28 protein-coding genes are annotated in these 25,002 nt (G+C 71.2%); 21 read left to right on the forward strand and 7 right to left on the reverse strand.

All coding sequences use genetic code 11. The features are described from left to right. Positions 1-286 precede the first annotated feature (286 nt). The 9 genes from GA0070607_RS20310 (at position 287) to GA0070607_RS20340 (ending at position 7,517) form a co-directional block, all read left to right on the forward strand. Positions 287-589, forward strand: coding sequence for a hypothetical protein (locus GA0070607_RS20310; RefSeq protein WP_089019614.1), 303 nt, complete (start codon positions 287-289; stop codon positions 587-589). 187 nt (positions 590-776) lie between these two features. After that, a complete protein-coding gene (locus GA0070607_RS20315; protein ID WP_089019615.1) occupies positions 777-1,199 on the forward strand; it encodes a hypothetical protein in 423 nt (140 codons plus the stop codon). Between the two features lie 385 nt (positions 1,200-1,584). Next, on the forward strand, positions 1,585-1,773 hold the full coding sequence (locus GA0070607_RS20320; RefSeq protein ID WP_089019616.1) for a helix-turn-helix domain-containing protein: 189 nt from the start codon (positions 1,585-1,587) through the stop codon (positions 1,771-1,773). 184 nt (positions 1,774-1,957) lie between these two features. Next, entirely contained in the window at positions 1,958-2,659 is a 702-nt protein-coding gene (locus GA0070607_RS33825; protein WP_197701110.1) for a tyrosine-type recombinase/integrase, read from the forward strand. Then, positions 2,619-3,002: a tyrosine-type recombinase/integrase gene (locus GA0070607_RS33830; protein WP_269458390.1), complete on the forward strand. Its 384-nt coding sequence runs from the start codon at positions 2,619-2,621 to the stop codon at positions 3,000-3,002. Before GA0070607_RS33825 ends, GA0070607_RS33830 begins: the two co-directional genes overlap by 41 nt. A gap of 510 nt (positions 3,003-3,512) precedes the next feature. Continuing rightward, entirely contained in the window at positions 3,513-4,133 is a 621-nt protein-coding gene (locus GA0070607_RS32420) for a fascin domain-containing protein (RefSeq protein WP_157743190.1), read from the forward strand. Positions 4,134-4,650: 517 nt separating this feature from the next. Continuing rightward, complete coding sequence (locus tag GA0070607_RS20330) at positions 4,651-5,877, forward strand: epoxide hydrolase family protein (RefSeq protein WP_089019617.1); 1,227 nt, start codon at positions 4,651-4,653, stop codon at positions 5,875-5,877. After that, a complete protein-coding gene (locus tag GA0070607_RS20335) occupies positions 5,878-6,831 on the forward strand; it encodes a redoxin domain-containing protein (protein WP_089019618.1) in 954 nt (317 codons plus the stop codon). Positions 6,832-6,875: 44 nt separating this feature from the next. Further along, a complete protein-coding gene (locus GA0070607_RS20340) occupies positions 6,876-7,517 on the forward strand; it encodes a GNAT family N-acetyltransferase (RefSeq protein WP_172899070.1) in 642 nt (213 codons plus the stop codon). Here GA0070607_RS20340 and GA0070607_RS20345 read toward each other — a convergent pair. Continuing rightward, positions 7,507-8,097 carry a GrpB family protein gene (locus GA0070607_RS20345; protein WP_197701111.1) on the reverse strand — a complete coding sequence of 197 codons (591 nt, stop codon included), beginning with the start codon at positions 8,095-8,097 and terminating at the stop codon, positions 7,507-7,509. The genes GA0070607_RS20340 and GA0070607_RS20345 overlap by 11 nt on opposite strands. Before the next feature lie 172 nt (positions 8,098-8,269). Here GA0070607_RS20345 and GA0070607_RS20350 point away from each other — a divergent pair, with 172 nt between their 5' ends. Genes GA0070607_RS20350 through GA0070607_RS20360 form a run of 3 tightly spaced genes read left to right on the forward strand, consistent with a single transcriptional unit; the run spans position 8,270 to position 10,454 of the window. After that, entirely contained in the window at positions 8,270-9,142 is an 873-nt protein-coding gene (locus GA0070607_RS20350; RefSeq protein WP_089019621.1) for an AraC family transcriptional regulator, read from the forward strand. A 20-nt stretch (positions 9,143-9,162) separates the two neighbouring features. Then, positions 9,163-9,495, forward strand: a complete 333-nt coding sequence (locus tag GA0070607_RS20355; protein ID WP_089019622.1) for a PadR family transcriptional regulator — start codon at positions 9,163-9,165, stop codon at positions 9,493-9,495. Continuing rightward, complete coding sequence (locus GA0070607_RS20360; RefSeq protein ID WP_231930055.1) at positions 9,489-10,454, forward strand: hypothetical protein; 966 nt, start codon at positions 9,489-9,491, stop codon at positions 10,452-10,454. The genes GA0070607_RS20355 and GA0070607_RS20360 overlap by 7 nt, the downstream gene beginning before the upstream one ends. An 11-nt stretch (positions 10,455-10,465) precedes the next feature. Here GA0070607_RS20360 and GA0070607_RS20365 read toward each other — a convergent pair whose 3' ends face one another. Next, positions 10,466-10,963, reverse strand: a complete 498-nt coding sequence (locus tag GA0070607_RS20365; protein ID WP_089019623.1) for an NUDIX hydrolase — start codon at positions 10,961-10,963, stop codon at positions 10,466-10,468. Positions 10,964-11,188: 225 nt separating this feature from the next. On the opposite strand from GA0070607_RS20365, the gene GA0070607_RS20370 reads away from it, so the two are divergent. The 4 genes from GA0070607_RS20370 (at position 11,189) to npdG (ending at position 14,626) form a co-directional block, all read left to right on the forward strand. Then, positions 11,189-11,392 carry a hypothetical protein gene (locus tag GA0070607_RS20370; protein WP_089019624.1) on the forward strand — a complete coding sequence of 68 codons (204 nt, stop codon included), beginning with the start codon at positions 11,189-11,191 and terminating at the stop codon, positions 11,390-11,392. 82 nt (positions 11,393-11,474) lie between these two features. After that, positions 11,475-12,317, forward strand: a complete 843-nt coding sequence (locus tag GA0070607_RS20375) for a histone (protein WP_231931237.1) — start codon at positions 11,475-11,477, stop codon at positions 12,315-12,317. Positions 12,318-12,415: 98 nt separating this feature from the next. Further along, on the forward strand, positions 12,416-13,846 hold the full coding sequence (locus GA0070607_RS20380) for an RNB domain-containing ribonuclease (protein ID WP_089019625.1): 1,431 nt from the start codon (positions 12,416-12,418) through the stop codon (positions 13,844-13,846). 81 nt (positions 13,847-13,927) lie between these two features. Then, complete coding sequence (gene npdG, locus GA0070607_RS20385) at positions 13,928-14,626, forward strand: NADPH-dependent F420 reductase (protein WP_089019626.1); 699 nt, start codon at positions 13,928-13,930, stop codon at positions 14,624-14,626. Between the two features lie 95 nt (positions 14,627-14,721). Here npdG and GA0070607_RS20390 read toward each other — a convergent pair whose 3' ends face one another. From GA0070607_RS20390 to GA0070607_RS20400, 3 genes are all read right to left on the reverse strand, one after another. Then, entirely contained in the window at positions 14,722-15,972 is a 1,251-nt protein-coding gene (locus GA0070607_RS20390; RefSeq protein ID WP_089019627.1) for an HNH endonuclease signature motif containing protein, read from the reverse strand. A 171-nt stretch (positions 15,973-16,143) separates the two neighbouring features. After that, a complete protein-coding gene (panB, locus tag GA0070607_RS20395) occupies positions 16,144-16,989 on the reverse strand; it encodes a 3-methyl-2-oxobutanoate hydroxymethyltransferase (protein WP_089019628.1) in 846 nt (281 codons plus the stop codon). Positions 16,990-17,110: 121 nt separating this feature from the next. After that, the gene (locus tag GA0070607_RS20400) at positions 17,111-18,868 is read right to left on the reverse strand and encodes an NAD+ synthase (protein WP_089019629.1); all 1,758 of its coding nucleotides are present in this window, start codon (positions 18,866-18,868) and stop codon (positions 17,111-17,113) included. 259 nt (positions 18,869-19,127) lie between these two features. Here GA0070607_RS20400 and glnA point away from each other — a divergent pair, with 259 nt between their 5' ends. The 4 genes from glnA to GA0070607_RS20420 all read left to right on the forward strand — a co-directional run bounded on the left by glnA (position 19,128) and on the right by GA0070607_RS20420 (position 22,305). Beyond that, positions 19,128-20,477 carry a type I glutamate--ammonia ligase gene (glnA, locus tag GA0070607_RS20405; RefSeq protein ID WP_089019630.1) on the forward strand — a complete coding sequence of 450 codons (1,350 nt, stop codon included), beginning with the start codon at positions 19,128-19,130 and terminating at the stop codon, positions 20,475-20,477. A gap of 87 nt (positions 20,478-20,564) precedes the next feature. Next, positions 20,565-20,990: a DUF350 domain-containing protein gene (locus GA0070607_RS20410; RefSeq protein WP_089019631.1), complete on the forward strand. Its 426-nt coding sequence runs from the start codon at positions 20,565-20,567 to the stop codon at positions 20,988-20,990. 187 nt (positions 20,991-21,177) lie between these two features. Further along, positions 21,178-21,774: a helix-turn-helix transcriptional regulator gene (locus GA0070607_RS20415; RefSeq protein WP_231930064.1), complete on the forward strand. Its 597-nt coding sequence runs from the start codon at positions 21,178-21,180 to the stop codon at positions 21,772-21,774. 150 nt (positions 21,775-21,924) lie between these two features. Next, complete coding sequence (locus tag GA0070607_RS20420) at positions 21,925-22,305, forward strand: VOC family protein (protein WP_089019632.1); 381 nt, start codon at positions 21,925-21,927, stop codon at positions 22,303-22,305. Between the two features lie 51 nt (positions 22,306-22,356). Here GA0070607_RS20420 and GA0070607_RS20425 read toward each other — a convergent pair whose 3' ends face one another. Continuing rightward, positions 22,357-22,839 (reverse strand): hypothetical protein, encoded by a 483-nt coding sequence (locus tag GA0070607_RS20425; RefSeq protein WP_089019633.1) that lies wholly within the window; start codon positions 22,837-22,839, stop codon positions 22,357-22,359. Between the two features lie 232 nt (positions 22,840-23,071). On the opposite strand from GA0070607_RS20425, the gene GA0070607_RS20430 reads away from it, so the two are divergent. Beyond that, a complete protein-coding gene (locus GA0070607_RS20430) occupies positions 23,072-23,956 on the forward strand; it encodes a Vgb family protein (protein ID WP_089019634.1) in 885 nt (294 codons plus the stop codon). Positions 23,957-23,993: 37 nt separating this feature from the next. Here GA0070607_RS20430 and GA0070607_RS20435 read toward each other — a convergent pair whose 3' ends face one another. After that, a complete protein-coding gene (locus GA0070607_RS20435; protein ID WP_089019635.1) occupies positions 23,994-24,929 on the reverse strand; it encodes a S66 peptidase family protein in 936 nt (311 codons plus the stop codon). Positions 24,930-25,002: the final 73 nt, after the last annotated feature.

The following is a 25,002-nucleotide window of genomic DNA, read 5'->3' on the forward strand; positions in this document are numbered from 1 at the left end:
CTGATCTTGAGGGCGTGAAAGCTTCAGTTTGGAAGGACGAAGATCACGACCGACAAGGGCCTGGTGGGCCAGGTCAAGGGCAAAAGTTCGCGACCGTTCGTGCCCCCTGGTGACCGTCCGAGGTACTGGCTACTGGCACGTGGATGGCACGGTGACCTACGCATTACGAGATCATGTTTCCCGACTCGCCTACCTGGCCAACCGTTGGTTGAGCTGCGATTTGCCTTCCGGCATCTCTCACTGACGGTGGTGGCGGCTCGGCGTCTTGAGGACTGGATGAGGACCGGTGAACATCGCCGATGTTGGTACGGTCGCGCTCGTGCATGCGGTGAACGTCGTCAGCAAGTTCGGTGATGACGGCTACCTTGAAGGGTCATGGGTCCTGCCGCTGGAAGTGATCGAACCGTTGAGATCCCACGTCCGCATGACCAGCGAGGGCTGGATCGTCGACGAGTGGGCGATCACCGACGCGACAGCCGCCATCGTTCAACCGTGGGTAGACCAGGCGATCGATGTGGCATCTGACGCGTGGTGGGTTGGATCAGAGCAAGTTGACCCGTCGCACGTCTGGGCCATCCGTGTCCGCTGATCTCCGCACCGGAACGGCGGCAGTGGCCCTGGGATTAGAAGAAGATCGCGGGTGGCTGGTCAGGTGATGGCACTCCTGGTCAGCACGTCCGTCGTTGTCGGGCAGCGTCGGCGTAAGCGGGCGGGCTTGGCTGTACGGATGGCTGTACGTGTGTCGGCTGCCGCAGGAACACCTACAGTGCAGAACCGTGGATCTCACTGACTGCTTGGAGCGGGTGCTCGAACTGAGGAACGCACCGCTACCGCGCACCGACGCCGCTGTGTCGACCGAGGGCGGACCCGGCTACCTGGTCCTGGACCTCAGCACCAGTGAGGCTTTCTGGGAGGACCGGTCGCAGGCCAACGAGGTGTGGGACCAGTTCTCACAAGACTTCCTGGGGCTCACGGAGGCACTCGGCGGAGTGTGGGGGCCGGCGGAAAGTATTGATCTGAGTCCGGTCCTTGATCGCGCGATGCGGGGAGAGGCGGTCCCGGCGCTTGCCGGCGTCCTCTCGAACTTCGTGCCGTCCGTGTCTGCCTGGCGCTTTGAGGACCGCAGCGTCTGTGTCGGCGTCGGTCAGTGGGATTCGGAACTGCCAGTCGTGCTGGTGGCCGCAGCAGGTGAGCTGTAGTCAGCGTGCCTGTTGGTGGGATCTCCTCGTCGGGCAGTTGCAGACCTTCCAGCCTCCCCCGGACGGGGACAAGGTGGAGCGCCTCACCAGCCGAACGACCTTGGCCCCGTCCGGGGAGGCTGGAAGCCCTCGTGGTGCCCGGCGAGGGGATCCCGGGCGGATCTCTGAGGAGGGCCGGGGTTCGGGGCGGAGCCCCGAGGTCTTCGTGGTCTTAGTCATCCGTCACGTGGCCGGCCGGCCCGGCCGATGCCGGCCGGAGGTCGCCAGCAGGCCGGGGCCGGGCCGGCGCGGCCCGCTTTGCGGGCCGCCTTGACGGCGCCAGACGCGCCGCCGCTGACCCGCCCGACGTTTCGGCAACCGCGACCGAGCGCAAGAAGGTGAGCTGATGACTGTGGCTTCGGTGCCGGAGCATCTGTGGTCAGTGGACGACGTGGCTGCTTACCTGTGGGTGCCCGTCGAGACGCTGTACCAGTGGCGTAAGCGCAAGTACGGACCGCCGGCCGCCCGGGTCGGCAAACACCTGCGCTACGACCCGAACGACGTGCGGTCCTGGTTCCGCCAGAAGGCGGCCTGAGCGATGGCGCACATAGAGGACCGCTGGTATCGCACGGTGCGTCAAACCAACCGGGCGCGCTGAGCGGGTCAAATCAGATCTGTTCGGCAAAGGGCTGCGGTACCGGGTCCGCTATGTCGGACCGGACGGCAAGGAGCGGAAGAAGTCGTTCCCCGATCGGGCGAAGCGGGACGCCGAAGCGTTCATGGTGTCGGTTGAGTCCGACAAGCTTCGGGGTGCCTACGTCGACCCGGCGGCCGGGCGGATCACCTTCGCCGAGTATGCCGAGGAGTGGATGCGGACCCGAGCGCTTGACGAGTCCTCGCGGGAGAGCACTGAGTTTCGCGTCCGCAAACATCTACTGCCGTTCTTCGGCCACCGGCACCTATCGGCGATCAAGCCGGGCCAGATCCGCGAGTGGGACCGCAGCATGGTGGGCGTCCTCGCCCCGGCTACCCGCTCGGTGGTCTTCGCTCACCTGCGCTCGATCCTGGCCGCTGCTGTCGATGACGAGCGTATAGCCAAGAACTCCTGCTCGGCTCGCTCGGTGACACCACCTCGGGCCGTTCAGCGTCGGGTGGTGCCCTGGAAGCCGCACGAGGTCGCGGCACTCCGTGCCAACCTTCCCGAGCGGTACCGGGTTGCCGTCGACCTGGGCGCGGGCTGCGGGCTGCGTCAGGGCGAGATTTTGGGTCTCTCCGTCGATGACATCGACTTCGACGCAGGCTGGCTGCACGTGGTCCGGCAGGTCAAGTTCGTACGCTCCCGGCTCGTGTTCGGCCTACCCAAGACAGACCGGGACCGGCGGGTACCGCTCCCCAGCTCGGTCGCGAGCGCTGCGGGCGCATCTCGACCGGTTCCCGCCTGTGGAGATCACTCTTCCGTGGGAGGACCCGACCGCCGATGAGCGGCGGACTGTCGCCCTGGTCCTCACCACCACCCGCAATGCCGCGATCCGCCGGAGCACCTTCGATGAGCGGGCGTGGCGTCCGGCTGTCACGGCGGCCGGCATGGTTCCGACCCGTGCCACCGGAATGCACGCTCTACGCCACTTCTACGCCTCAGCGCTCCTGGACGCGGGGGAGAGCATCAAGGCCCTGGCGTCCTACCTCGGGCACACCGACCCCGGATTCACTCTCCGGGTCTACACCCACCTCATGCCGTCTAGCGAGGAACGCACCCGCCAGGCGACCGACAACTTCTTTCCTGAGGTAGACGGGAGCGAGGGTGACGCCCTGGGGACGCCCTGAGGGCCATGATCGCTCATATCTCCGCAGTTCAGAGGCGGTGTGGTGTTCAGAATCCGGCGTACAGGTCGACTCGTCCGTCGCCCACCAGGTCAGTCACCCTCGTAAGGTGGCTGACCTGGTGTTGCTTCGGGTGCTGCTGGTCGTGGTCGGTCGTCTACACCCAGCGCCGGCTCGCCACAGCGTCGGGCTTGATTGCGAGCGTGTCCGCTATGGCAACTGCCATCGAAGACTTCGCGCTGGGTTCAAGCGGAAACCCGCGGCGGCCAACTGCGGCCGTCTGATGGGCGCGCCGGCTTTAGCTCCAGAGCTCATAGGATAATGGTTGATTGCCGACGTTTCGCGCGGTCTTGTGCCGCAAGCGCGCCCCGGCAGATCTGGTCGTCAGGTTGACCGCACCGGGCATTGCGGCGTTACCCCCGATCAATGTGGCCCCACGCATTCCATCGACGTGTTAATATCTCTGCCACTGATGATCATCAACGCGTCACACGGTGGAATAGGGGAGTGTTCGTGGAAAATGTCCGCAAAGCTGGCCAACGAGGCCTCAGTGGGTTTGGCCGACAAATCACATTCCGCTTGACTTCGCGGTGGTGGACCGCTCGGTTCTTCGCGCCGCTCGCGCTCTTCGCGGTCCTTGCCGCACCGTTGGCCGCACCGGCGCAGGCGGCGACGCCGCAGCGCGCCGCCAGTGCGGCGGCCGCGGCAGATCCGCTCGACGACTGCTGGTTCATTTACTCCTACGTCAGCGGCCTGTTCGTCAGCGCGCGCCACAACGTGAGCGGATCCCCGCTGCAAGCCAGCGCTGCTCAGCCAGGGACGTGGGAGCGGTTTTGCATTTGGCCATGGGGTTATGACGAACTGGGTTTCCAGCTCTACGCCATCCGGGCGGAATCAGTATACAAGTTCGTAAGCGCAAGGTTAAATGTGACCAATTCCCCGCTGCGGGCCAGCGCCGACAGCATTTCAACCTGGGAGCTGTTTAGATTTAGGTACAATTCCTCCGATGGGTCCTATTCTCTCGTTGCCCATAACCAGAAGTTCGTCAGTGCACGGTTGAATTCGACCGGCGCCCCGCTGTGGGCGAGCGCTTCCATCCCCAGCACGTGGGAGAAGTTCTATCTCACGCACTGACCTACATCAGGATCGCGCCTCTGTCCCGTCTGTCATCGACCCGCCCCGCTGGGGAACGCGCCGCTGCCCGACCCGGCACGTCATCTAGGGAGCGGGGCCGGTCAAGGGTGGAGCGTGTGTGCGGCGTCGGGGTCAAGGCTGGGCCGTAGGCCCACCCCGGTAGGGGCTTGGCCTTGACGCCGGCGCCGTGGACGCCCTCCTGCTGAGTGGCGGAAGTCGGTGTTGTGGGTGGCCGCCCTGGGAACCGGCAGTCCGACGAACAACGTCGACCCGTGGCCCGCGAGCCTGCGCCGCACCACGACAGCGACTGGCGCGCCTCGAACTGTCTGCGCCGAATGCGCCCGACGTAACCGTATGCGTTCAGCGGCGACTGCTCGTATCGCCGCGACCACGGGGTAGGTCGTTCTAGGCTCCGACATGTGGCGTCGGCGTGCCCTTGTCGAACTGGCACACAGTTCCGGTCAGCGCCTCTGTCGAACATGCCCTCCAGCGAGCCCAAGCGGAGAGGAAGGCACGCATGGCCGTCAAGACCAAGACTCGTCCGGGCACCACGGAGGTCCGGCCGTTCACGGTGGAAATTCCCCAGGCGGACCTCGACGACCTGAAAAGGCGGATCGCGGCCACCCGATGGCCGGAAAAGGAAACCGTCGACGACCAGTCGCAGGGCGTGCCACTCGCGATGATTCAGGCCGTCGCCCGCTATTGGGAGAACGAGTACGACTGGCGCAAGGTCGAGGCGCGGCTGAACGCCGTACCGCAGTTCATTACCACCATCGACGGGGTGGACATCCACTTCATTCACGTCCGCTCGAAGCACGAGGACGCGCTGCCGCTCATCGTGACGCACGGGTGGCCGGGTTCGGTGATCGAGCAGATGAAAATCATCGAACCGCTCACCGATCCCACGGCGCACGGCGGGAGCGCGTCGGATGCCTTCCACCTGGTGATCCCGTCACTGCCCGGCCACGGTTTCTCGGGCAAGCCGACCTCGCCGGGCTGGAACCCGGAGAAGATCGCGACCGCTTGGACCGAGCTGATGAAGCGTCTCGGCTACTCGCGGTTCGTCGCGCAGGGCGGCGACTGGGGTGCGGTCGTCGTGGACCAGATGGGTGTGCAGGCGCCTCCGGAGCTGCTCGGCATCCACACCAACATGCCCGGGGCGGTCCCACCCGAGATCGACCTGCTGTTCCAGGGCGACACCACGGGCGCGAACAACGCCATGGGTTCGCTGCCATCCGGTCTGTCCGACGACGAAATGCGTGCTGCCGAGGAAGTCAACTTCGTCTGGAAGCACGTGGCCTATGCCCTCATGATGGCGACGCGTCCGCAGACGCTGACCGGGCTGGCGGACTCTCCGGTCGGCCTGGCGGCTTTCCTGCTCGACCATGACGCGAAAAGTCTGGATCTGATCTCGCGGGTGTTCGACGGGGCCAACGAGGGCCTCACCCGCGACGACATCCTGGACAACATCTCGCTCTACTGGCTGACGAACACCGCGATCTCCGCGTCCCGTCTGTACGCGGACAACAAGCTGTCATTCTTCGCCACCAAGGGCGTGAACGTCCCGGTCGCCGTGAGCGTCTTTCCCGACGAGCTCTATGAGGCACCGCAGAGTTGGGCCGAGCAGGCGTATCCCAACCTCATCTACTACAACAAGCTCGACAAGGGCGGGCACTTCGCGGCCTGGGAACAGCCGAAGATCTTCTCCGAGGAGCTGCGTACCGCCTTCCGGTCGCTTCGCTAGATGGCCGTGTTCGGGCGTCCACACCTGCCCCCGCTCGACGGGGCGGTCGAGTGGCTCAACTCCGAGCCACTCGGCCCCGCCGAGCTGGGCGGGCGCGTCGTCCTCGTGAACTTCTGGACGCTGACCTGCATCAACTGGCTGCGCCAGGAGCCGTACGTGCGCGCGTGGGCGCAGGCGTACCGCGACGACGGGCTGGTCGTTCTCGGAGTGCACACGCCGGAGTTCTCGTTCGAGCACGACGTCGACCAGGTGCGACAGGCGATCAGCGCGCGCGGGATCGGCTACCCGGTCGCGGTCGACAACGACTACGCGATCTGGAGAGCCTTCGGCAACCAGTACTGGCCGGCGCTCTACTTCGTCGACGCGGTCGGTGTCATCCACGACCAGCAGTTCGGCGAGGGACGCTACGAGCAGTCGGAGCGTGTCATCCAGCAGTTGCTCGGCATCGAGCGCGGGCTCGTCCCCGTCGAAGGACTCGGGGTGGAGGCGGAGGCCGACTGGGCTCTCCTGCGTACGCCCGAGACGTACCTCGGTTTCGAGCGTGGTGAACACTTCGCGTCGCCGAACGACGCCGTGCTCGACGAACGCCGCGCGTACCAGGTCCCCGAGAGCCTGAGCCTCAACCAGTGGGCCCTCGCGGGGGAGTGGACGATCGGGTCGGAGCGTGTCGTGCTCGGCCAGGCCGGCGGGAAAATCGCCTTCCGGTTCCACGCGCGCGACGCGCATCTCGTGCTGTCTTCCGGGGCGGGACAGCCCATCCCGTTCCGCGTGCTGCTCGACGGCGTTGCTCCCGGCCCGTCGCACGGCGTCGACGTCGACGAGGACGGCAACGGCGTACTCCAGGACGGCCGCCTCTACCAGCTCGTACGCCAACAGGGCACGGTCCGTGAGTCGGCCCTGGAGATCACGTTCGGCGAGCCGGCCGCCGAGGCGTACGTCTTCACCTTCGGATAGGCGCGGCCACTCCCGCCAGCGCGGCCGGGATAGTGTCGACTGCTGTGACAACGCCCGAGATCACCATCGCCACGTCAGCGGACCGCGACGCGGTGGTCGGTTCGCTGGTCGCCGCGTTCGTCAAGGATCCCGTGCTGCGGTACCTGTTCCCGGACGAGGACACCTACCCGCGGTACGCCGCCGCCTTCTTCGGCCATCTCTTCGACAAGCGGGTGCACAGGTCGTCGATCTGGACGATCGGCGGAGGCGCCTCGGTCGCCATCTGGGAGCCGCCGGCCGAGCCGCCAACCCCCGGGGACGGATCGCCGGACAGCGGGTTCGCCGCTCATTTCCCGGCCGACGTGCTGGCCCGCGTTCAGGGCTATGACAGGGCCGTGCATGCCGCCCTGCCGGCGCTCCCGTTCTGGTATCTCGGCGTCCTGGGCACGCACCCCGACAGCGCCGGACGGGGTTGGGGGCGCGCCGTCATGAGGGCCGGGTTGGATCGCGCCGCCGCGGACGGTCTGCCGGCGATCCTGGAGACCAGCAACCCGGCCAACGTCGAGCTGTATCGCCGCGCCGGCTGGGAGGTGGTGGACTCCCTGTCGGAGCCCGTCCCCACCTGGATCATGCGGCAACCCTTAGTTGGTAACGGCAAGTGTCCAAGATCTGCGGATGGCCGCCGGTGGCGTGAGGTCATCGGCTGAAGATGCGGGCGTAGATCTCGTCGATGACGTCGTTCTTCGCCAGGCTGTAGTCGCCGGGCCGCTGCGCGGTCTGCCGCGCGAGGCGACGCTTGGTCGTGGCGTACAGCTCCCGGTCGTCCGGATGCGACCGCAGCCAGTCCCGGAAGAGCCGATGCCGGACGGGTTCCGGCGCGCCCCGCGGCCAGACGTGCAGGTTGACGTCCTCCGCCGGGCTGACGAGCATCCGGTGTCCGTGCCACCAGGGCTCCCGGAGAACGAGCCGGTACCCGAGCCGTTCCAGGGCGGGGAGATAGGTGGACTCCTCCGCTGTGTCCTCGACTGTGAGGTCGATGTCGATGACGGGCTTGGCCGCCAAACCCGGCACCGACGTGGACCCGACGTGCTCCACACCGATGATCAGGCCACCCAGCGCCCCGGTCAGCAACGCGCGGACGGCGGCGAAGCGACCCACCCACTCGGGGTCGTAGTCCTCGATGACGACCGACTGCCACGTCCGTGGTGGCTCACCCACCAGGCCGGCGCCCACCTGCTCGGGGCTGCCATGGAAGCGTTGCACGATGTCTTGCGGATACTCGGCCACGTCAACCTCCGGAAAGAAGCAAAGTCCGCCAGGGTACGACACCGGGGACCGCTGCCGCCGCGACGGGGCGACCCGGGGTTCGCCGCCCACCCGATCAATACGGGCACCGGATGTCGGGTGCGCCATCGGCCCCGCGACCTAGCGTCAGTGCTCGAAAGGGAAGGAGGCCCGGGTGCTGGAGCGGCTCAACGAGGCCATGGCGTACATCGAGCGCCACCTCGACCAGCGGATCGAGGTGGCCGAGCTGGCGCGGATCGCGGTGACGTCGGAGTACCACTTCCGGCGGCTGTTCTCCGCGTTGGCCGGCATTCCGCTGTCGGAGTACATCCGGCGGCGTCGGCTCACCGTCGCAGGCGCGGACGTGCTGGCGGGGGAGCGGACGCTGCTCGACATCGCGGTGCGCTACGGCTACGGCTCGGCCGAGGCGTTCGCCCGTGCGTTCCACGCCGTGCACGGTGTGACGCCCGGCGAGGCCCGGCGTACGGGGGCGGCGCTGCGCGCCCAGCCCCGGATGTCCTTCCGTCTCACCGTCGAAGGGAGCGGCAGCATGGAGTATCGAATCGTCAGCAAGGAGGCGTTCACCCTGGTGGGACGCAGGGCCCGGGTCCCGCTCGTGCATGAGGGGATGAACCCGGCGATCGTCGCGTTCATCAGGGGCATCGACCGGGAGACCGTCGGGCGGATCGAGGCGCTCTCCGATCAGGAGCCGAGCGGCGTCGTCAACGTCAGCGACAACCTCGCCGGCAGTCGGGCGGAGGGCACCGAGCTGGACTACTGGCACGGGGTGGTCACCGGAGCCGCACCGCCGGACGACCTGGATGCGCTGCCGGTGTCGGCCGGGGCATGGGCGGTCTTCACGACCTCCGGCGCGTTCCCGCAGGCGGTGCAGTACCTGTGGCGGGACGTCTTCACCCAGTGGTTCCCGTCCAATCCGTACCGCAGCCGGCCCGGTCCGGAGATCTCCCGGGTGCGGGTGTCCCCGGATGGGGGCCAGGCGGACGCGGAACTGTGGATTCCGGTCGAACGGGTCCCCACCCCTATGTAGATATCCGATACAGTGGCCGGATGCGGATCACCATTCCGGTCGCGAAGGTGCTGGCGGCGTTGCTCGCCGAGCCCGGCGTGGAGCGGTACGGGCTGGACCTGATGCGGATGACCGGCCTGCCCAGCGGCACCCTCTATCCGGTGCTGCACCGGCTGCGGGCGGCCGGCTGGCTGGCTGGCGACTGGGAGGCGATCGACCCCGTCGCGGTCGGCCGGCCGGCCCGCCGCTACTACCGGCTCACCGCGCAAGGGGTGGCGGAGGCCCGTCGGGCGCTCGCCGACCTGCGGGCCGTCATCCCCGACGGCCGACCCTCCTGGGGCGGCACCGGGCCAACCGAAGCACCGGCATGGTGACCCGCCGCGCCGCCGAGCTGCTGTTGGCGATGGCCGCTCGCCGCTGGCCCGCCGACATCCGCGACGACCTGCGCCGCGAGTGGACCGCCGAGCTGCACGTGCTCGCCGCGAGCGGGCGGCGGACGAAGATGGTCGGGTTCGCGATGAGCCTCGCTGTCAGCCGGGCCGGCGCCCCGCTCGTCGACCGCACCGTGCTGCACCGGCGGGCCCGGCGCACCGCGGCCGCGCTGCTGCTGTCTCCGCTCGCCAGCGTCGGGATCGTGGTCGTCACCGGGCTGGCCCTGCACCCGATCCAGCGCTGGCTGATGGGAATGATCTGGTCGGATCGGACGCAGAAGCAGATCTGGACGGTGCTCATCGTCGGGCTGGCGGTCCTGCTGGCGGTGTTCGCCGCCCGATGGGCCCGGCACACCGCACTCCACGGCCCGCTGCGCATCGCGCTCGGTGTGGTGCTCCCCATCGGTGCGGCCGCGGTCCCCCTCCTGTACGTGATCTACCCGAACGACGTGGCCCGCGTCGTACCCGGTCTGCTGCTCTGGCTGGCCGGCCTGACGCTGGCCCTCTGGGCGGCGGCGAGCCTCGCCGCCCGCGAGCAGGTCCGCGCGGCCTGGTGGGTGGGCGTCCTCGGTGCGCTCGTCGCCGCCGACCTCGCGGTCATCCTCGCCGTGGTCGACAGCATCCCGGGCGGCACCGCCGCCGGTCCGGTGATCGGCGCGATTCCACTGGACAGCGTCGACCGGACCTCCGCGCCGCTGTGGCTCTTCGCCTCGTGGACGGACTGGAACTTCGGCCTGCCCCGGCCCATCCAGTGGGAGATCTTCCTCATCACCAACAAGGTGCTGGTGGAGCCCATGCTCTACCTGGCCTGCATGCCGTACGCGCTCGCGTACACGATCCGGGCGGCCCGGTCGGCGCCCGCCGCGCCGGTCGCCCTCGCCCCGGCCCCGTCGTCGGTCTGACCCGCGCACGCTCAGCCGGGCACGTCGTCCCACGTCGTGCCCGGCGGCAGGTAACCGGCCGACTGGTTGTCGCGCAGCGCGTAGGCGAGGACCAGCAGGGCGTGCGCGTCCAACTCGGGCAGGCGGTCCATCGGAAACCACCGCACGGCCAGCGACTCGTCGTCGTTCACCCGGGCGGTGCCGGCCACCACCCGGCAGACGAAGCCCAGATTGAGGTACTCGCAGCGATCCCCGTTGGGGTAGGTGTGCGGGTGCGAGACGGCGCTGGACAGCCGTACCGGCACCACGTCCAGGCCGGTCTCCTCCCGCACCTCGCGGACCAGCGCGGTGGCCGGCTGCTCGCCCGGCTCGACGAAACCGCTGATCACCGACCAGCGCCCGTCGTCGGCGCGCTGACCGAGCAGCAGCTCACCGGCGTCGTTGCGGACCACGGCGCTGACGCTGGGCAGCCACAGCAGATCGTGGCCGACGTGCTTGCGCATCCGCAGGATGTAGTCCGGTACCGCCATCGGGCGATCATAGGCCGCGACCATGCGGCCGCCGCCGCCCCGCGCCGCCGCGCCGGGGTCAGGCCAACCAGCCGACGGTACGACGAAAGCCTCGTCCTACCCGTCTCACCTGCACTTCTTTCGGCGTTCCGACCCGAGGCGCGGAAAGCGGCTCTACTGTGGAGAAGGTCGGCGACTTGTGTGATCCGGTGGCGGCCGGCTGGATCGCAGTGCACAGTGATTCCCATGAGCGACAGCGAACGTGGTGGGCAGTTCTACTGGTGCACCCGACACCACCGGGTCGAGACGGACGCCGACGTGTGCCCGGCGACGCATGTCCTCGGCCCGTACGACTCGGCGGCCGACGCGGAGAACGCCCTGCAACGGGTGCAGGAGCGGAACGAGGCGTGGGACGCCGAGGACGCCCGTTGGGCCGGGGAGGACAGGTAGACGGCGCGGGACGGCTCGCGCCGCGGTATTTCGTGCTCCGCGAGGACGCACGCGAGAGCACGTCCCCAAGGAGGGAACCACGATGGCCGAAGCACAGCAGGCCACCACCCGCCCGGCCGCCCGACGTACCACCCCGAAGAAGACCGCCGCGGCAGAGCGGAACACGGCGGCGAGCCGGACCACCCCCGTGCGCAAGTCCACCACGGCTGCGACGAAGGCGCCGGCCCGCAAGGCGGCCGGCGGTGCGGGGCGTGCCCCGGCCAAGAAGACCACCACGGCGGCCAAGGCCCCGGCGAAGAAGGCCGCCACCAAGACCTCCACCGCGGCCAAGAAGGCGCCGGCGAAGGCCTCGACCGCCACCCGCAAGACGACCACCGCCGCGAAGCGTGCCCCGGCGTCGGCGGCGAAGAAGACCACCGCCGCCGCGAAGAAGACCACGACCAGCACGGCGCGGAAGACCGCCGGTACGGCGAAGAAGACGACCGGCGCCGCGAAGAAGACCACCAGCGCCGCGAAGAAGACGACCGGCGCCGCGAAGAAGACCACCACGTCGGCGGCCAGGAAGACCACCGCCGCGGCGAAGGCGCCGGCGCGCAAGGCCGCGACCAAGGCGTCCACCGCGAAGAAGACGGCCGCCAAGAAGGCCCCGGCGAAGAAGACGGCGGCGAAGAAGACCGCGTCGACCGGCCCGAGCGGCGGTGCCCGCAAGGCTCCCGCGAAGAAGGCCCGGGCCGCGAGGTCGACCGCCACCTCGTCGACCACCGCCCGCAAGGCGGCGGCGAAGAAGGCCCCGGCGAAGAAGACCGTGGCGGCCAAGGCTCCGGCCCGCAAGGTGACCGCCCGCAAGTCACCGGCACGTCCGGTCGCCGCCCGGGCCACCGCCCCGCACGGCACACGGACCACCGCGCGGAAGGCGACCGGCTGACCGTAGGCCACAGCAACTCGGCGCTGCCCGGCACGCCGGCCCGACATCTCGGCCGGTCACCGGAAGCGGATCACCGGCGGCGCTGTCAGGATTGACCCGTGGTCATCCGACGCGTACTCGCGCCCCGCATCGACTTCGGCGCGCTGCGCCGCGAGCTCGGCTTGCCGGAGGGGTTTCCGGCCGCCGCCCAGAAGGAGGCCGACGAGGCCGCCGCCGCACCGCCGCGGCCGCCCGCCGATCGCACCGACGTGCCGTTCGTGACGGTCGACCCGGCGACCTCACGGGACCTTGACCAGGCGATGCACCTCGCCCGCCGACCGGGCGGCGGCTACCGGGTGCGGTACGCGATCGCGGACGTCGCCGCGCACGTCCGCCCGGGCGGCGCCCTGGAGGCGGAGACCTGGCGGCGGGGGCAGACCGTCTACCTGCCCGACGGGCACGTGCCGCTGCACCCGCTGACGCTCAGCGAGGGCGCCGCCAGCCTGCTGCCCGACGACGACCGGGCGGCGGTGGTCTGGACCATCGACCTGGACGCCGACGGCGGCACGGTGGCTGTCGAGCTGGAACGCGCCCTGGTCCGCAGCCGGGCCAAGCTGGACTACTCCGGGGTGCAGGCGGCGGCCGACGCCGGTCGGCTGCCCGAGCCGATCGCGCTGCTACCCGAGATCGGTGACCGGTTGACCGCCCGGGGCCTGCGTCGTGGCGCCATCAACCTGCCGCTGCCCGAGCAGGACGTGGAGCCCGACGGCGACGGCTGGCGGCTGGTGCTGCGCGGACCGGTGCCCATGGAGGAGCACAACGCGCAGATCTCGCTGCTGACCGGGATGGCCGCCGCCGGCATCATGCTGGCCGGAGGGATCGGCCTGTTGCGCACAATGCCGGCGCCGAAGCCCGAGGCGGTGCAGCGGTTGCGGGCCGCCGCCGCGCCGCTGGGCGTGCACTGGCCGGACGGCATCGGCCCGGGCGAGGTGATCGCCGAGCTGGACGCCGCCCAACCACGAGCCGCCGCGTTCATCGACCAGGCGGCCGAGCTGATGCGCGGCGCGGCGTACACCGCGTTCGACGGGACGCTGCCCGAGCAGCCGGAGCACGGCGGTGTGGCGGCCGCGTACGCCCACGTCACGGCGCCGTTGCGGCGCCTGGCCGACCGGTACGCCACGGAGGTCTGCCTGGCCCTGCACGCGGGCCGGCCGGTGCCCGACTGGGCGCGCGCCGCGCTGCCCCGACTGCCCGAGGTGATGGCCACGACCGACCGGACCGCCTCGGCGGCCAGCCGGGGTGCCGTCGAGCTGGCCGAGGCGGTGCTGCTGGCGCACCGGGTGGGTGAGACCTTCGACGCGGCGGTGCTGGACGTGGACGCCCCACCGAACGGCCGGTCCCGCCCCCGCCCGCCCGGCGGAACGGTGGCCCTGGACGCCCCGCCGGTACGCGCCCGCTGCCTCGGCGAGCTGCCGCTCGGCGAACGGGTCCGGGTCCGACTGGTCACGGCCGACCCGGCGGACCGCACGGTCCTGTTCGAGCTGGCCTGACCCGGCTGCGGCGGGCGGCAGCGGGGATTGTCACAGCGCCTGGCGCTGCTGCCGGACCGGGCGGTTTGCGAGGATGGGCCAATGGCATACGACGCGAGCACGCTGCCCGACGTGTCCGGGCTGACGGTCGGCATCATCGGCGGCACCGGCGACCAGGGGCGGGGCATCGCCTACCGGTTCGCCCGGGCCGGGCAGACGGTGCTGATCGGCTCCCGGTCCGCGGAGCGGGCCGCCGAATCCGCCGCCGAGATCGCCGCCCTGCCCCGGATGCCGGCCGACGCCAGCATCACCGGCGCCGCCAACGACGAGGTGGCCCGCCGTAGTGACGTGGTCATCATCGCGGTGCCGTGGGACGGGCACGCCGCGACCGTCGCCGCTCTCGCCGAGCCGCTCGCCGGCACGATCGTCGTCGACTGCGTCAACCCCCTCGGCTTCGACAAGCAGGGCCCGTACGCGCTGACCGTCCCCGAGGGCAGCGCCGTGCAGCAGGCCGCCGCGTTGCTGCCCGACTCCCGGGTCTGCGCGGCGTTCAACCATGTCAGCGCTCCGCTGCTGGCGGACCCCGAGGTCGACCGGATCGACCTGGACGTGCTGATCTGCACCGAGGACCGCGAGTTGGTCGACGTGGTCGGCGCGCTCGCCGCCCGGATCCCCGGGATGCGCGGCATCTACGCGGGGCGGCTGCGCAACGCCCACCAGATCGAGGCGTTCACCGCCAACCTGATCGCCATCAACAAGCGGTACAAGGCGCACGCCGGCATCCGCGTCACCGACCTCTGAGCACGCAGCACCCACCGGTGAGTCTGTTTGTCTGGCGTCCGATGGGCGGTGGGTGTCTCGTCGACCTGCCGCTTGTCGTGGCTCAAGGGTCGCTGTCACGTGCGCCGGTGGTACTGGTTGCGGCGGGGGAGTTGGTCGGGGTCGAGCCAGGCCGGTGGGACGAACTCCGGGTGGCCGTCGCCGCCGAGGCGGACGGTCCAGTCGCCGTGGTGGATGTGTCGGTGGTGGTGTGCGCAGAGCAGCACGGCGTTGGCCAGGCTGGTGCTGCCGCCGTCGGCCCAGTGCTGGATGTGGTGGGCGTCGCACCAGCGGGGTGGGCGGTCGCAGCCGGGGAAGGCGCAGCCGCGGTCGCGTAGGACCAGGGCGCGTCGCAGCGGCCCGGTGACGAGCCGGCGTTGCCGGCCCACGTCGAGCGGTTGACCGGCGCCGCCGAGGACGGCGGGCAGGATGCCCGCGTCGCAGGCGAGCCGGCGGACCGTCTCCGGGGTGAGCCGGAGGCCGGTGTCCAGGGTGCCGACGTTGAGCTGCCGAGCCAACGGGTCGAAGCTGGTCGTGACGACGATCTGGGCGGGCTCGCCGCCGTGTTCGGGGAGGTCACCGATGCGCAGGGTGAGCCGGCAGAGATCGGCGAGCGCGTCATGGCGGCGTTGTCCGGGGGTACGCGGGTCGTCCGGGCCCGGCGGCGCGGTCAGCGGGTCGATCGCGGCGCGCAGCAGGGCGGCGGTCTCGGCGTCGAGGCTGCCGGTGAGCCGGAGACGGCCGTCGTGCAGCTCGGACAGGGTGACGTGGCGGTCTCGGGCGGATCGGTGGGCCTCGGCTTCCAGGGCGGCCCGGCCGGCGGCTTCCGCGACCTCCGGGGCGACGTGGTCGAGGATCCGTGTGCCCAGCTTGCGCAGGAGGGTCGGATCGAACTGACCGGCCCACTCGACGAGCACGCCGACGGCCTTGTCGGCGGCCTCGGCACCAGCGGTGGCGTGCACCGTGCCGACCGTGTCGCCGATGACCCGGGCCTGCTCCAGGCTGATGGCCCCATCGGCCAGCGCGCGGCGCACTCCCTGGGCGCCGGCGTCCAGCGTGGCGGCCAGGTCGACCAGCCGCCGGGCGGTGGGAACGGTGAGCCGCAGCCGGTCACGTAACCAGACCGCCGTCGAGGACGCGCCCTGCGCGCCGGCCGTGCCTCGGCCGTCCAGCTCCCGCACCAGGACCAGTTTCACGGCTGCCAGGCGCTGCTCGAGCCGGTGCGCGGCGTCGAGCGCCGCGATGAGGTCATGCTCCGCAAGGGCCCAGCTGGCCACGTCGAGGCACGCCGCCACCGCGTCCTCCGCCTGCGCCAACTCCTTGACCACGACCCGAGACTAGAACAGGTGTACGACAGCTTCAGTCACCATGATCGATTGACTGCCGCTGCCGCTGCCGCTGCCGCGCACCGGGGACAGCGAGGCAGGCACCGCGACCCGCGGCGGGGCCGGCCGGCGAGCGGAAACGCCGGCGCCGGCCGGCCCGTGCCGTGGACCGTCCTAGAAGGTGTGCTCGGCGGCCGGGAACTCGCCGCCGCGGACCTCGTCGGCGAAACGGCGGGTGGCGTCGGTGAGGGCGCCGGCCACGTCCGCGTACCGCTTCACGAAGCGTGGTGCCTTGCCGGTACGCAGGCCGGCCATGTCCTGCCAGACCAGCACCTGCGCGTCGGTGGCCGGGCCCGCCCCGATGCCGACAGTGGGGATCGGCAGTTCGTGGGTGACCTGCTTGGCCACCTCACCCGGCACCATCTCCAGCACCACCGCGAACGCGCCCGCCTCGGCCACCGCCCGCGCGTCGGCCAGCACCTCGTCGGCCGCGTCGCCCCGGCCCTGCACCCGGTAACCGCCCAGGGTGTGCTCGCTCTGCGGGGTGAAGCCGATGTGCGCCATCACCGGGATACCCGCGCCGACGATCGCGGCGATCTGCGCGGCGCAGCGGCGGCCACCCTCCAGCTTCACCGCGTGGCAGCCACCCTCCTTCATGAACCGGACGGCGGTGCGCAGGGCCTGGGTCGGGCCCTCCTCGTACGAGCCGAACGGCAGGTCGCCGACGATGAGTGCCTGCCGGGTCGCCCGTACCACGGCCCGCACCAGCGGGAGCAGTTCATCGGCGGTGACCGGCAGGGTGGTCTCGTAGCCGAACACGTTGTTCGCGGCCGAGTCGCCGACCAGCAGCACCGGAACTCCGGCCTGGTCGAAGATCGCCGCCGTGTACTGGTCGTACGAGGTGAGCATCGGCCACCGTTCGCCGCGCTCCTTGGCGGCGATCAGGTCGCGGGTACGGACCCGTCGCGTGGCCGGCCCGCCGTACAGGGCGGTCACCTCGTTCGGAGTGGACTCCACCATCACTGTCTCCCTTCCTCGAGGCCGCCTGCGCGGTCCCCGGGTTCCACAGCGATCGTCGCACCGCGAAAGGGGATGACGGCAGAGCGCAGTGCGAGATGTCACTCCACCGCACCCGGGCGACTCAGCCGTGCTCGCGCCACCGGTTGGTGATCGGCAACCGGCGGTCCCGCCCGAACGCCTTCATCGAGATCTTCGCGCCCGGAGCGGACTGCCGTCGCTTGTACTCGGCGGTATCCACCAGCCGCAGCACCTTGTCCACCACCGCCGGGTCGTGACCCGACTCGACCAGCCCGTCCCGGCCGAGGTCACCATCGACGTATCCGATCAGGATCGGGTCCAGCACGTCGTAGTCGGGCAGGGTGTCGCTGTCCAACTGGCCCGGGCTCAGCTCGGCGCTCGGCGGCTTGCCGATCGAGTTCTCCGGGATCGGGGCGGTCGCACCCCGCCGGATCGCGTCCGCGTTGCGCCACTTCGCCAGCCGCCAGACCAGCGTCTTCCAGACGTCCTTGATGGGGTTGAAGCCGCCCACCGAGTCGCCGTACAGGGTGGAGTAGCCGACCGCCAGCTCGCTCTTGTTGCCGGTGGTCAGCACCAGGTGGCCCTCCTGGTTCGACAGGGCCATCAGGATCACGCCGCGTACCCGGGCCTGGAGGTTCTCCACCGCCACACCGGACAGCGACAGGTTGGCCAGGAAGCCGTCCACCATCGGCTGGATCGGCTCCACGCGGTAATCCAGCCCGGTGCGCTTGGCCAGGTCGGCGGCGTCCTCCCGGGAGTGCTCCGAGGAGTGCTGGCTGGGCAGCGACACCCCGACCACCCGGTCCGGGCCGAGCGCGTCGACGGCGAGCGCGGCCACCACCGCGGAGTCGATGCCGCCGGAGAGGCCGAGCACCACCGACGGGAACCGGTTCTTGTTGACGTAGTCGCGCAGGCCGAGCACCAGCGCCTGCCACACCTCGGCCTCGTCGGCCACCGGCTCGATCAGCCCGCCGGTCGCGGCCGGGCCGGACGGCGCGGGCGGAATGGCGTCCACCGTGCTGCGCACCACCCGCATGCCGTCCGCGACGGCCTCCACGGCTGGTGCGTCGGCGGCGGCCGGCAACTCGACGTCGTGCACGAGCAGGTGCTCGACGAACTGCGGGGCCCGGGTGAGCAGCTCACCGTCGGCGCCCACGATCATCGAGTCGCCCTCGAAGACCAGCTCGTCCTGGCCGCCGATCATGTTGACGTACGCGATGGCGGCGCCGGCCTCGGCGGCCCGGCGGCGGACCAGCGGCAGCCGGATGTCGTCCTTGTTCAGCTCGTACGGCGAGCCGTTGATGTTGACCACGAGGCCGACCCGGGCCTGCCGGGCGGCGGCGAACGGACCGCCGGCCTGCCACAGGTCCTCGCAGATGGTCAGCGCGACGTCCACCCGGCCGATCCGCACGACGGTCAGCGTGTCACCGGAGACGAAGTAGCGGTCCTCGTCGAAGACGCCGTAGTTGGGCAGGTGGTGCTTGAAGTAGCGGGCGGCCACCGAGCCCCGGTGCAGCAGGGCGGCGGCGTTGCGGGCGCCCCGGCCCGGCTCGGCGTCCCCACTGACCTGCGGCGGCCCGTCGGCGTCCAGGTAGCCGACCACGACCGGCAGCTCGCCGAGGCCGTCCGCCGCGAGGTCGGCGGCGAGCCGCTCCAGGGCGGCCCGGGACGCGGCGACGAAGGACCGCCGGAAGACCAGGTCCTCGACCGGGTACCCGGTCAGCATCATCTCCGGAAAGAGCACCAGCTGGGCGCCGGCGTCGGCGGCCTGGCGTGTCCAGCTGCGGACCAGGTCGGCGTTGCCGGCGAGGTCGCCGACGCTCGGGTTGACCTGGGACAGGGCGAGACGCAGGGTGGGCATGCCCTCATCTTGCCCCAGCCGCTCGGGGCCGACACGGCGCCCGGCGGGAGATGCGGGCCACGCCCCGGTGGGCTCAGCCACCCACCGGCCGGTCGGCTTCCGTCGGGCCGCCGTCCGCGTGCGCGGGCACCTCGGCGGGCGCGGCGGGACGGTGTCCGGGCGTTGGCGTAACGTCGGCGTAACCAGGCCCGTGGAGACTGGTCGGTCAGGCCCGGCCGGCCCGGCCGGTGATGGCAAACAGGTGTCGCGAGGGGTGGAAGTGGACCGTCAGCAGGAGTTCGTCCTCCGTACGCTGGAAGAGCGGGACATCCGGTTCGTCCGGCTGTGGTTCACGGACGTGCTGGGCACGCTCAAGAGCGTGTCGGTGGCGCCGGCCGAGCTGGAGGCGGCCTTCGAGGAGGGCATCGGCTTCGACGGCTCGGCGATCGAGGGCTTCGCCCGGGTCTTCGAATCCGACATGGTCGCCATGCCCGATCCGACCACCTTCCAGGTCTTCCCGTTCGAGGGCGGGGTGAGCGGCGAGAGCGCCCGGATGTTCTGCGACATCCTGCTGCCCGACGGCGGGCCCTCCTGGGCCGATCCGCGGCACGTGCTACGCCGGGCGCTGTCCAAGGCCGCCGAGAAGGGCTTCACCTTCTACACCCACCCGGAGATCGAGTTCTTCCTGCTGGAGAACGGCCCGCAGGACGGCTCGGTGCCCACCCCGGTGGACACCGGCGGCTACTTCGAGCACACCACCCACGCCGTCGCCCGGGACTTCCGGCGGCAGGGCGTGCTGGCGCTGGAGCGGATCGGGATCTCGGTGGAGTTCAGCCACCACGAGGTCGCCCCCGGCCAGCAGGAGATCGACCTGCGCTACGCCGACGCGCTCACCACCGCCGACAACATCATGACCTTCCGGCACGTGGTCAAGGAGGTGGCGCTCTCCACCGGCGTGCAGGCCAGCTTCATGCCGAAGCCGTTCACCGACCAGCCGGGCAGCGGTATGCACACCCACCTGTCGCTGTTCGAGGGCGAACGCAACGCCTTCCACGACAGCGGCGACCCGATGAAGCTCTCCAAGGTGGCGAGGTCGTTCATCGCCGGCCTGCTGGTGCACGCCCGCGAGTACACCGCGGTCACCAACCAGTGGGTCAACTCGTACAAGCGGCTCTTCCCGCAGCACCTGCCGGACCGGATCACCGAGAGCCCGGCGTACGTCTGCTGGGGTCACCTGAACCGGTCCGCGCTCGTCCGGGTGCCGGCCTACGGCAAGCCCAACTCGGCCCGGGTGGAGGTCCGTTCGCTGGACTCGGCGGCCAACCCGTACCTCGCCTTCGCGGTGCTGCTCGGCGCCGGCATGAAGGGCATCGAGGAGGGCTACGAGCTGCCGCCGGGCGCCGAGGACGACGTCTGGTCGCTGACCAGCGCCGAGCGGCGCGCGATGGGGTACGAGGCGCTGCCGGAGAACCTCGCCGAGGCGATCGACGTGATGGCCGAATCCGAGCTGGTCGCCGAGGTGCTCGGCGAGCACGTCTTCGACTTCTTCCTGCGCAACAAGCGGGCCGAGTGGGAGCAGTACCGTCGCGAGGTCACCCCGTACGAGCGGCAGCGCTACCTGGCGCTGTAACCACGGGGCTGACGCCGTTGCGCGCTGCCGCTATCGTCTCGATCACCGCGCCGGTACCCCTCCGGGCGGAGAGTCGGGAGGCAGTCGGTGCTGGAGGATCTGCTCAGCGGTGCCTGGCAGAGCGTCGTGTTCGGGGTCGTCGGCGTGGGGCTGATGGCGGCCGGGTTCGGGTTGGTCGACCTGCTCACCCCCGGCCGCCTGCGGGACCTGATCTGGGTGGACCGCAACGCCAACGCCGGGCTGCTGCTCGCCGCCAACCAGTTGGGCATCGCCGGGATCGTCTTCACCGCGATCCTCACCAGCTACAGCGACTTCGGCAAGGGGCTCGCCTCCACAGTGGTGTTCGGGCTGGTCGGTCTGGCCATCATGGCGCTCGCCTTCGTGGTGCTCGACCTGCTCACCCCGGGCAAGCTCGGTGAGGTCATCTGCTCGCCGGAGCCGCACCCGGCGGCCCGGGTCAGCGCGGCCACCCACTTCGGCGCTGCGCTGATCGTCTGCGCCTGCATCGCCTGAGCCGCGTCGCCTGAGCCGCGTCGCCTGAGCCGCGTCGCCTCAGCGCGCGTCGCCTGAGCGCGGTCGTCGTACCCCGGCCGTAGCGTGCCGGGCATGAACCGCACGGACCGCCTCTACGCCCTGGTCGAGGAGCTGCGGGCGATGTCGCCGCGGCCGCGCAGCGCCCGCTGGCTGGCCGCGCGCAGAGGTGAGCAGCCGGACCATCGAGCGCGACATCGGCGCCCTGCAGGAGGCCGGCGTGCCGATCTGGGCGGAGCCGGGGCGCACCGGCGGCTACGTGCTGGACCGCGCCCGCACCCTGCCCCCGGTCAACCTCACCGCCGCCGAGGCGGTGGCGATGGCCGTCGCGCTGCACCGGCTCGCCGCCACGCCGTTCGCCGGGCCCGGCGCCACCGCGCTGCGCAAGCTGGTGGCGGTCCTGCCGGCCGCCGACGCGGCCGCGGCGCACCGGCTCGCGGGCCGGGTGCACCTGATCGGCGACGGGCCGGCAACGCCCGTCCCGGCCATCGTCGCCGACGCGGTCGCCGCGCGGCGGGTGCTGCGCATCCGGTACGCGGACCGCGACGGCGCCGATTCGGCACGCGACGTCGAGCCGCTCGGCTATCTCGGCAACCCTCGACACTGGTACCTGCTCGCCTGGTGCCGCCTGCGCGACGAGCTGCGCTGCTTCCGCACCGACCGGATCCGGGGCGTGCGGACGCTGCCCGAGGTGGTGTCCCGGGAGCTGCGGCCGGCGGATCTCGACATCCCTCAGGAACGGGTCCGACGGCTCAGCCTGGTCTGAGACCGACGGCGCGGGCGTGTCGTGCATCGCCCGGCCGGTGCGGACCCCGTCGGGTGGTCCGGAAACACCGACAGGACGGTGTCGCGGACGGCCCCGAGACTGCTCCTGACAACGGCCGAACGGCCGGCACGGGAAACCTGGAGGCAGCAGATGTCCACGACGCCCATCACCTGGTTCGAGATCGGCACCGATCGACCCGAGGAGGCGGAGCGCTTCTACGGCGAGCTGTTCGGTTGGACCTTCGAGGAGCAGGGCGGGGCCAACGGCGGGTCCTACCGCGTGACCGGGGCCGGTGGCGACACCGGAATCGGCGGGGCGATCCGGGCGACCGACGGCACGTCGCCGAACTACGCGGTGTTCTACGCCGAGGTGGCCGACGTGGCCCAGACCTGCCAGCGGGCCGAGGCGGCCGGCGGCAAGGTGCTGGTGGCGCCACGTACGGCGCCGAGCGGGCTCGCGTTCGCCCAGCTGCTCGACCCGGCCGGCAACCACCTCGGTGTGTTCACGCCCCCGCCCGCTCCCGCCGCCTGACGGTCTGGTCAGCGGCGGCCCCGCCCGGGTGCCGGGCGGGGCCGCCGACGGTCACTTGCCGGCCGTACCGTCGGGGCCGCCGTGACCGCCGTGACCGCCCGGCCCGCGGTGGCCGCCCGGGCCGGGGAAGACACCGGCCTCGACGGCCTTGGTGATCGCATCGGCCTGCTCCCGGGTGAGCTTGCCGTCCTTGACCGCCTGGTCCAACCGTTCCTTGAGCGCGGCCTGCCGGTCCTCGGTGGACGGCCGCTCCCGCCGGTCGGCGCGCTGCTGCTCGCGGACCTTCTCCAGCGCGGCGGCCACCTTGTCGGTGGGGACGCCCAGCTCCTTGGCGAGCGCCTCGGCGAACTCGCCCCGCCGGTCGGCCTTCGCCGTGCCGGAGCCCGTGTCGGAGTTGTCGGCGGTGCTGCTGGCGCTCGGCGTCGACGTGGCGTCCGCGGCGAACGCGATCGTCGGTGCCGCGATCCCCACGCCGAGGACGCCGGCGGTGGCCAGGCCGGCCAGCAGGTGCTTCTTGCGGATGGTGCGGGACATGCTCTCCTCCAGATGCTCGGTGGTGCTGCGATGTCTTCACCGACAGTGACCAGCCCGGCTGGGTGGAAGCCGTGCCGAAGCTGTCCGCCAGCTGGCAATCCGGGTCGCGGAGTCGGACAAACCGGTTGCCTCGGTACGCTCGATGGGTGAGGGTGGGTCCTCGCCGGGCCCTGGGTGGGCCGAGCCGTACGGGCCGGGCCGGCCGGGAACCATCGACGGAAGGCAGCCTCTCGTGACGTCCACACCGATCCGGGAACTCCCGGTCACCGATTCGCAGGCCGGGCCGTACGGCATCACCACCGGCCCCGACGCTGCCCTCTGGCTGACCCTGGTCCACGCCGGCGCGATCGCCCGGGTGGAGGTGGATGGTTCGGTGCGCCACTGGGCGGCCGGCGACCCGGGCAGCCGGCCACTGATCGTCACGTCCGGTCCGGACGGCGCGCTCTGGTTCACCCGCTCCGGGGACGACCGGATCGGCCGGATCACCACCGACGGGGAGCAGAGCGAGGTCGCGTTGCCGGCGGGCACCGGCCCGTGCGGCATCGCCGCGGGCCCGGACGGCGCCCTCTGGTACGCCGGGATGAACTCCGACACCATCGGACGGGTCAGCACCGACGGCGTGGTCACCGAGGTGCCGTTGCCGGTCACCGGTGCGTACGCCTCGATGGTGGCGGCCGGGCCGGACGACGCCGTCTGGTGCACCCTCAACCAGTCGAACGCGATCGCCCGGGTCGGCATGGACGGCGCGGTACGGGTGCACCCGTTGCCCACCGAGGGCGCCGCGCCTGTCGGTATCGCCGCCGGCGTGGACGGGGCGCTCTGGTTCGTGGAGATCGCGGCCGGTCAGGTCGGGCGGATCACCCCCGACGGTCGGATCGAGGAGTACCCGCTGCCGGACCGGACGGCCCGGCCGCACGGCATCGTCGCCGATCCGTCCGGTGGCGCCTGGTTCACCGAGTGGGCCGGAAACCGCATCGGCCACGTCGACCCGGCCGGCCGGGTCGACACCTACGAGCTGCCCACCCCGAACTCCGAGCCGCACGGCCTCACCGTCGCCCCCGACGGGAACATCTACGCGGCCCTGGAGAACGGCCACCTGGCCCGCCTCACCCTGTGACTCGCGCGAGGGGGCACGGGCCGGGCTGGGGTGCGGGTCAGGCTACGGCGGGTTGGACCGTGAGGGTGGCCGTGGTGGTGTCGAGGGTGGCCCGGGTGCCGACGGGGACGGTGAGCTGGTTGGGGCCGTGGCCGATCGGCAGTCCGCCGAGCACCGGTACGCCGAGGCCGCCGAGGCGTTCGCCGAGCACGTCGACGATCGTGGTGTCCCAGCCGTCGGCGCAGTCGGTGAACTGGCCGACCGCCACCCCGGCCAACCCGTCCAGCGCGCCGGCCCGGCGCAGGTGGGTGAGCATCCGGTCGACCTTGTACGGAGGCTCCTGCACGTCCTCGATCAACAGCACCGCCCCGGTCAGGTCGGGCAGGTCCGGCGTGCCGACCGACGCGGCGATCATGCACAGGTTGCCGCCGAGCAGGGTGCCGGTGGCCCGACCCGGGACGCGGACCGGATAGGTCTCCTCGCCGGCCACCGCGGTGACCGTCACCGGCTCGGTCGTCATCAGCGCGGCGTGCAGCGACTCGGCCGAACGCAGCGGGGTGCGTTCATCCCGCCAGGCCGCCCCCGGGCCGTGCACCCCGGCGAGCCGGGCACCCCGCCAGAGCGCGAACTGCAGCGCGGTGATGTCGGAGAAGCCCGCCACCACCTTCGGGTCGCGGCGGACCGCGGCCATGTCGATGGCGTCCACGATCCGCTGGGCGCCGTACCCGCCCCGGGTGCAGATCACCCCGCGTACCTGCGGGTCGGCGAACGCCGCGTTCAGGTCGGCGGCGCGCAGCTCGTCCGCACCGGCCAGGTAGCCCTGCCGGGCGTACGCGTTCGGCGCCGGCACCGGCCGCAGGCCCCAGCCGGTGAGCAGCTCCATCCCACGGGCCACCCGCTCCGGCGAGGTCGGACCGGACGGCGACACCAGCAGCACCGTGTCACCCGGGCACAGCGCGGGCGGGCGGATGACTGTCGGGTCGTCGCTGATCACAACCGCAGAGCCTATCGACCCTGCTGTCCTCCAGGACGGGCGCAGGCCGGGGGCGGAGGGCGCGGGGCCGTGG

Origin of the sequence: Micromonospora coriariae, assembly GCF_900091455.1 — a bacterium.
Classification (GTDB): domain Bacteria; phylum Actinomycetota; class Actinomycetes; order Mycobacteriales; family Micromonosporaceae; genus Micromonospora; species Micromonospora coriariae.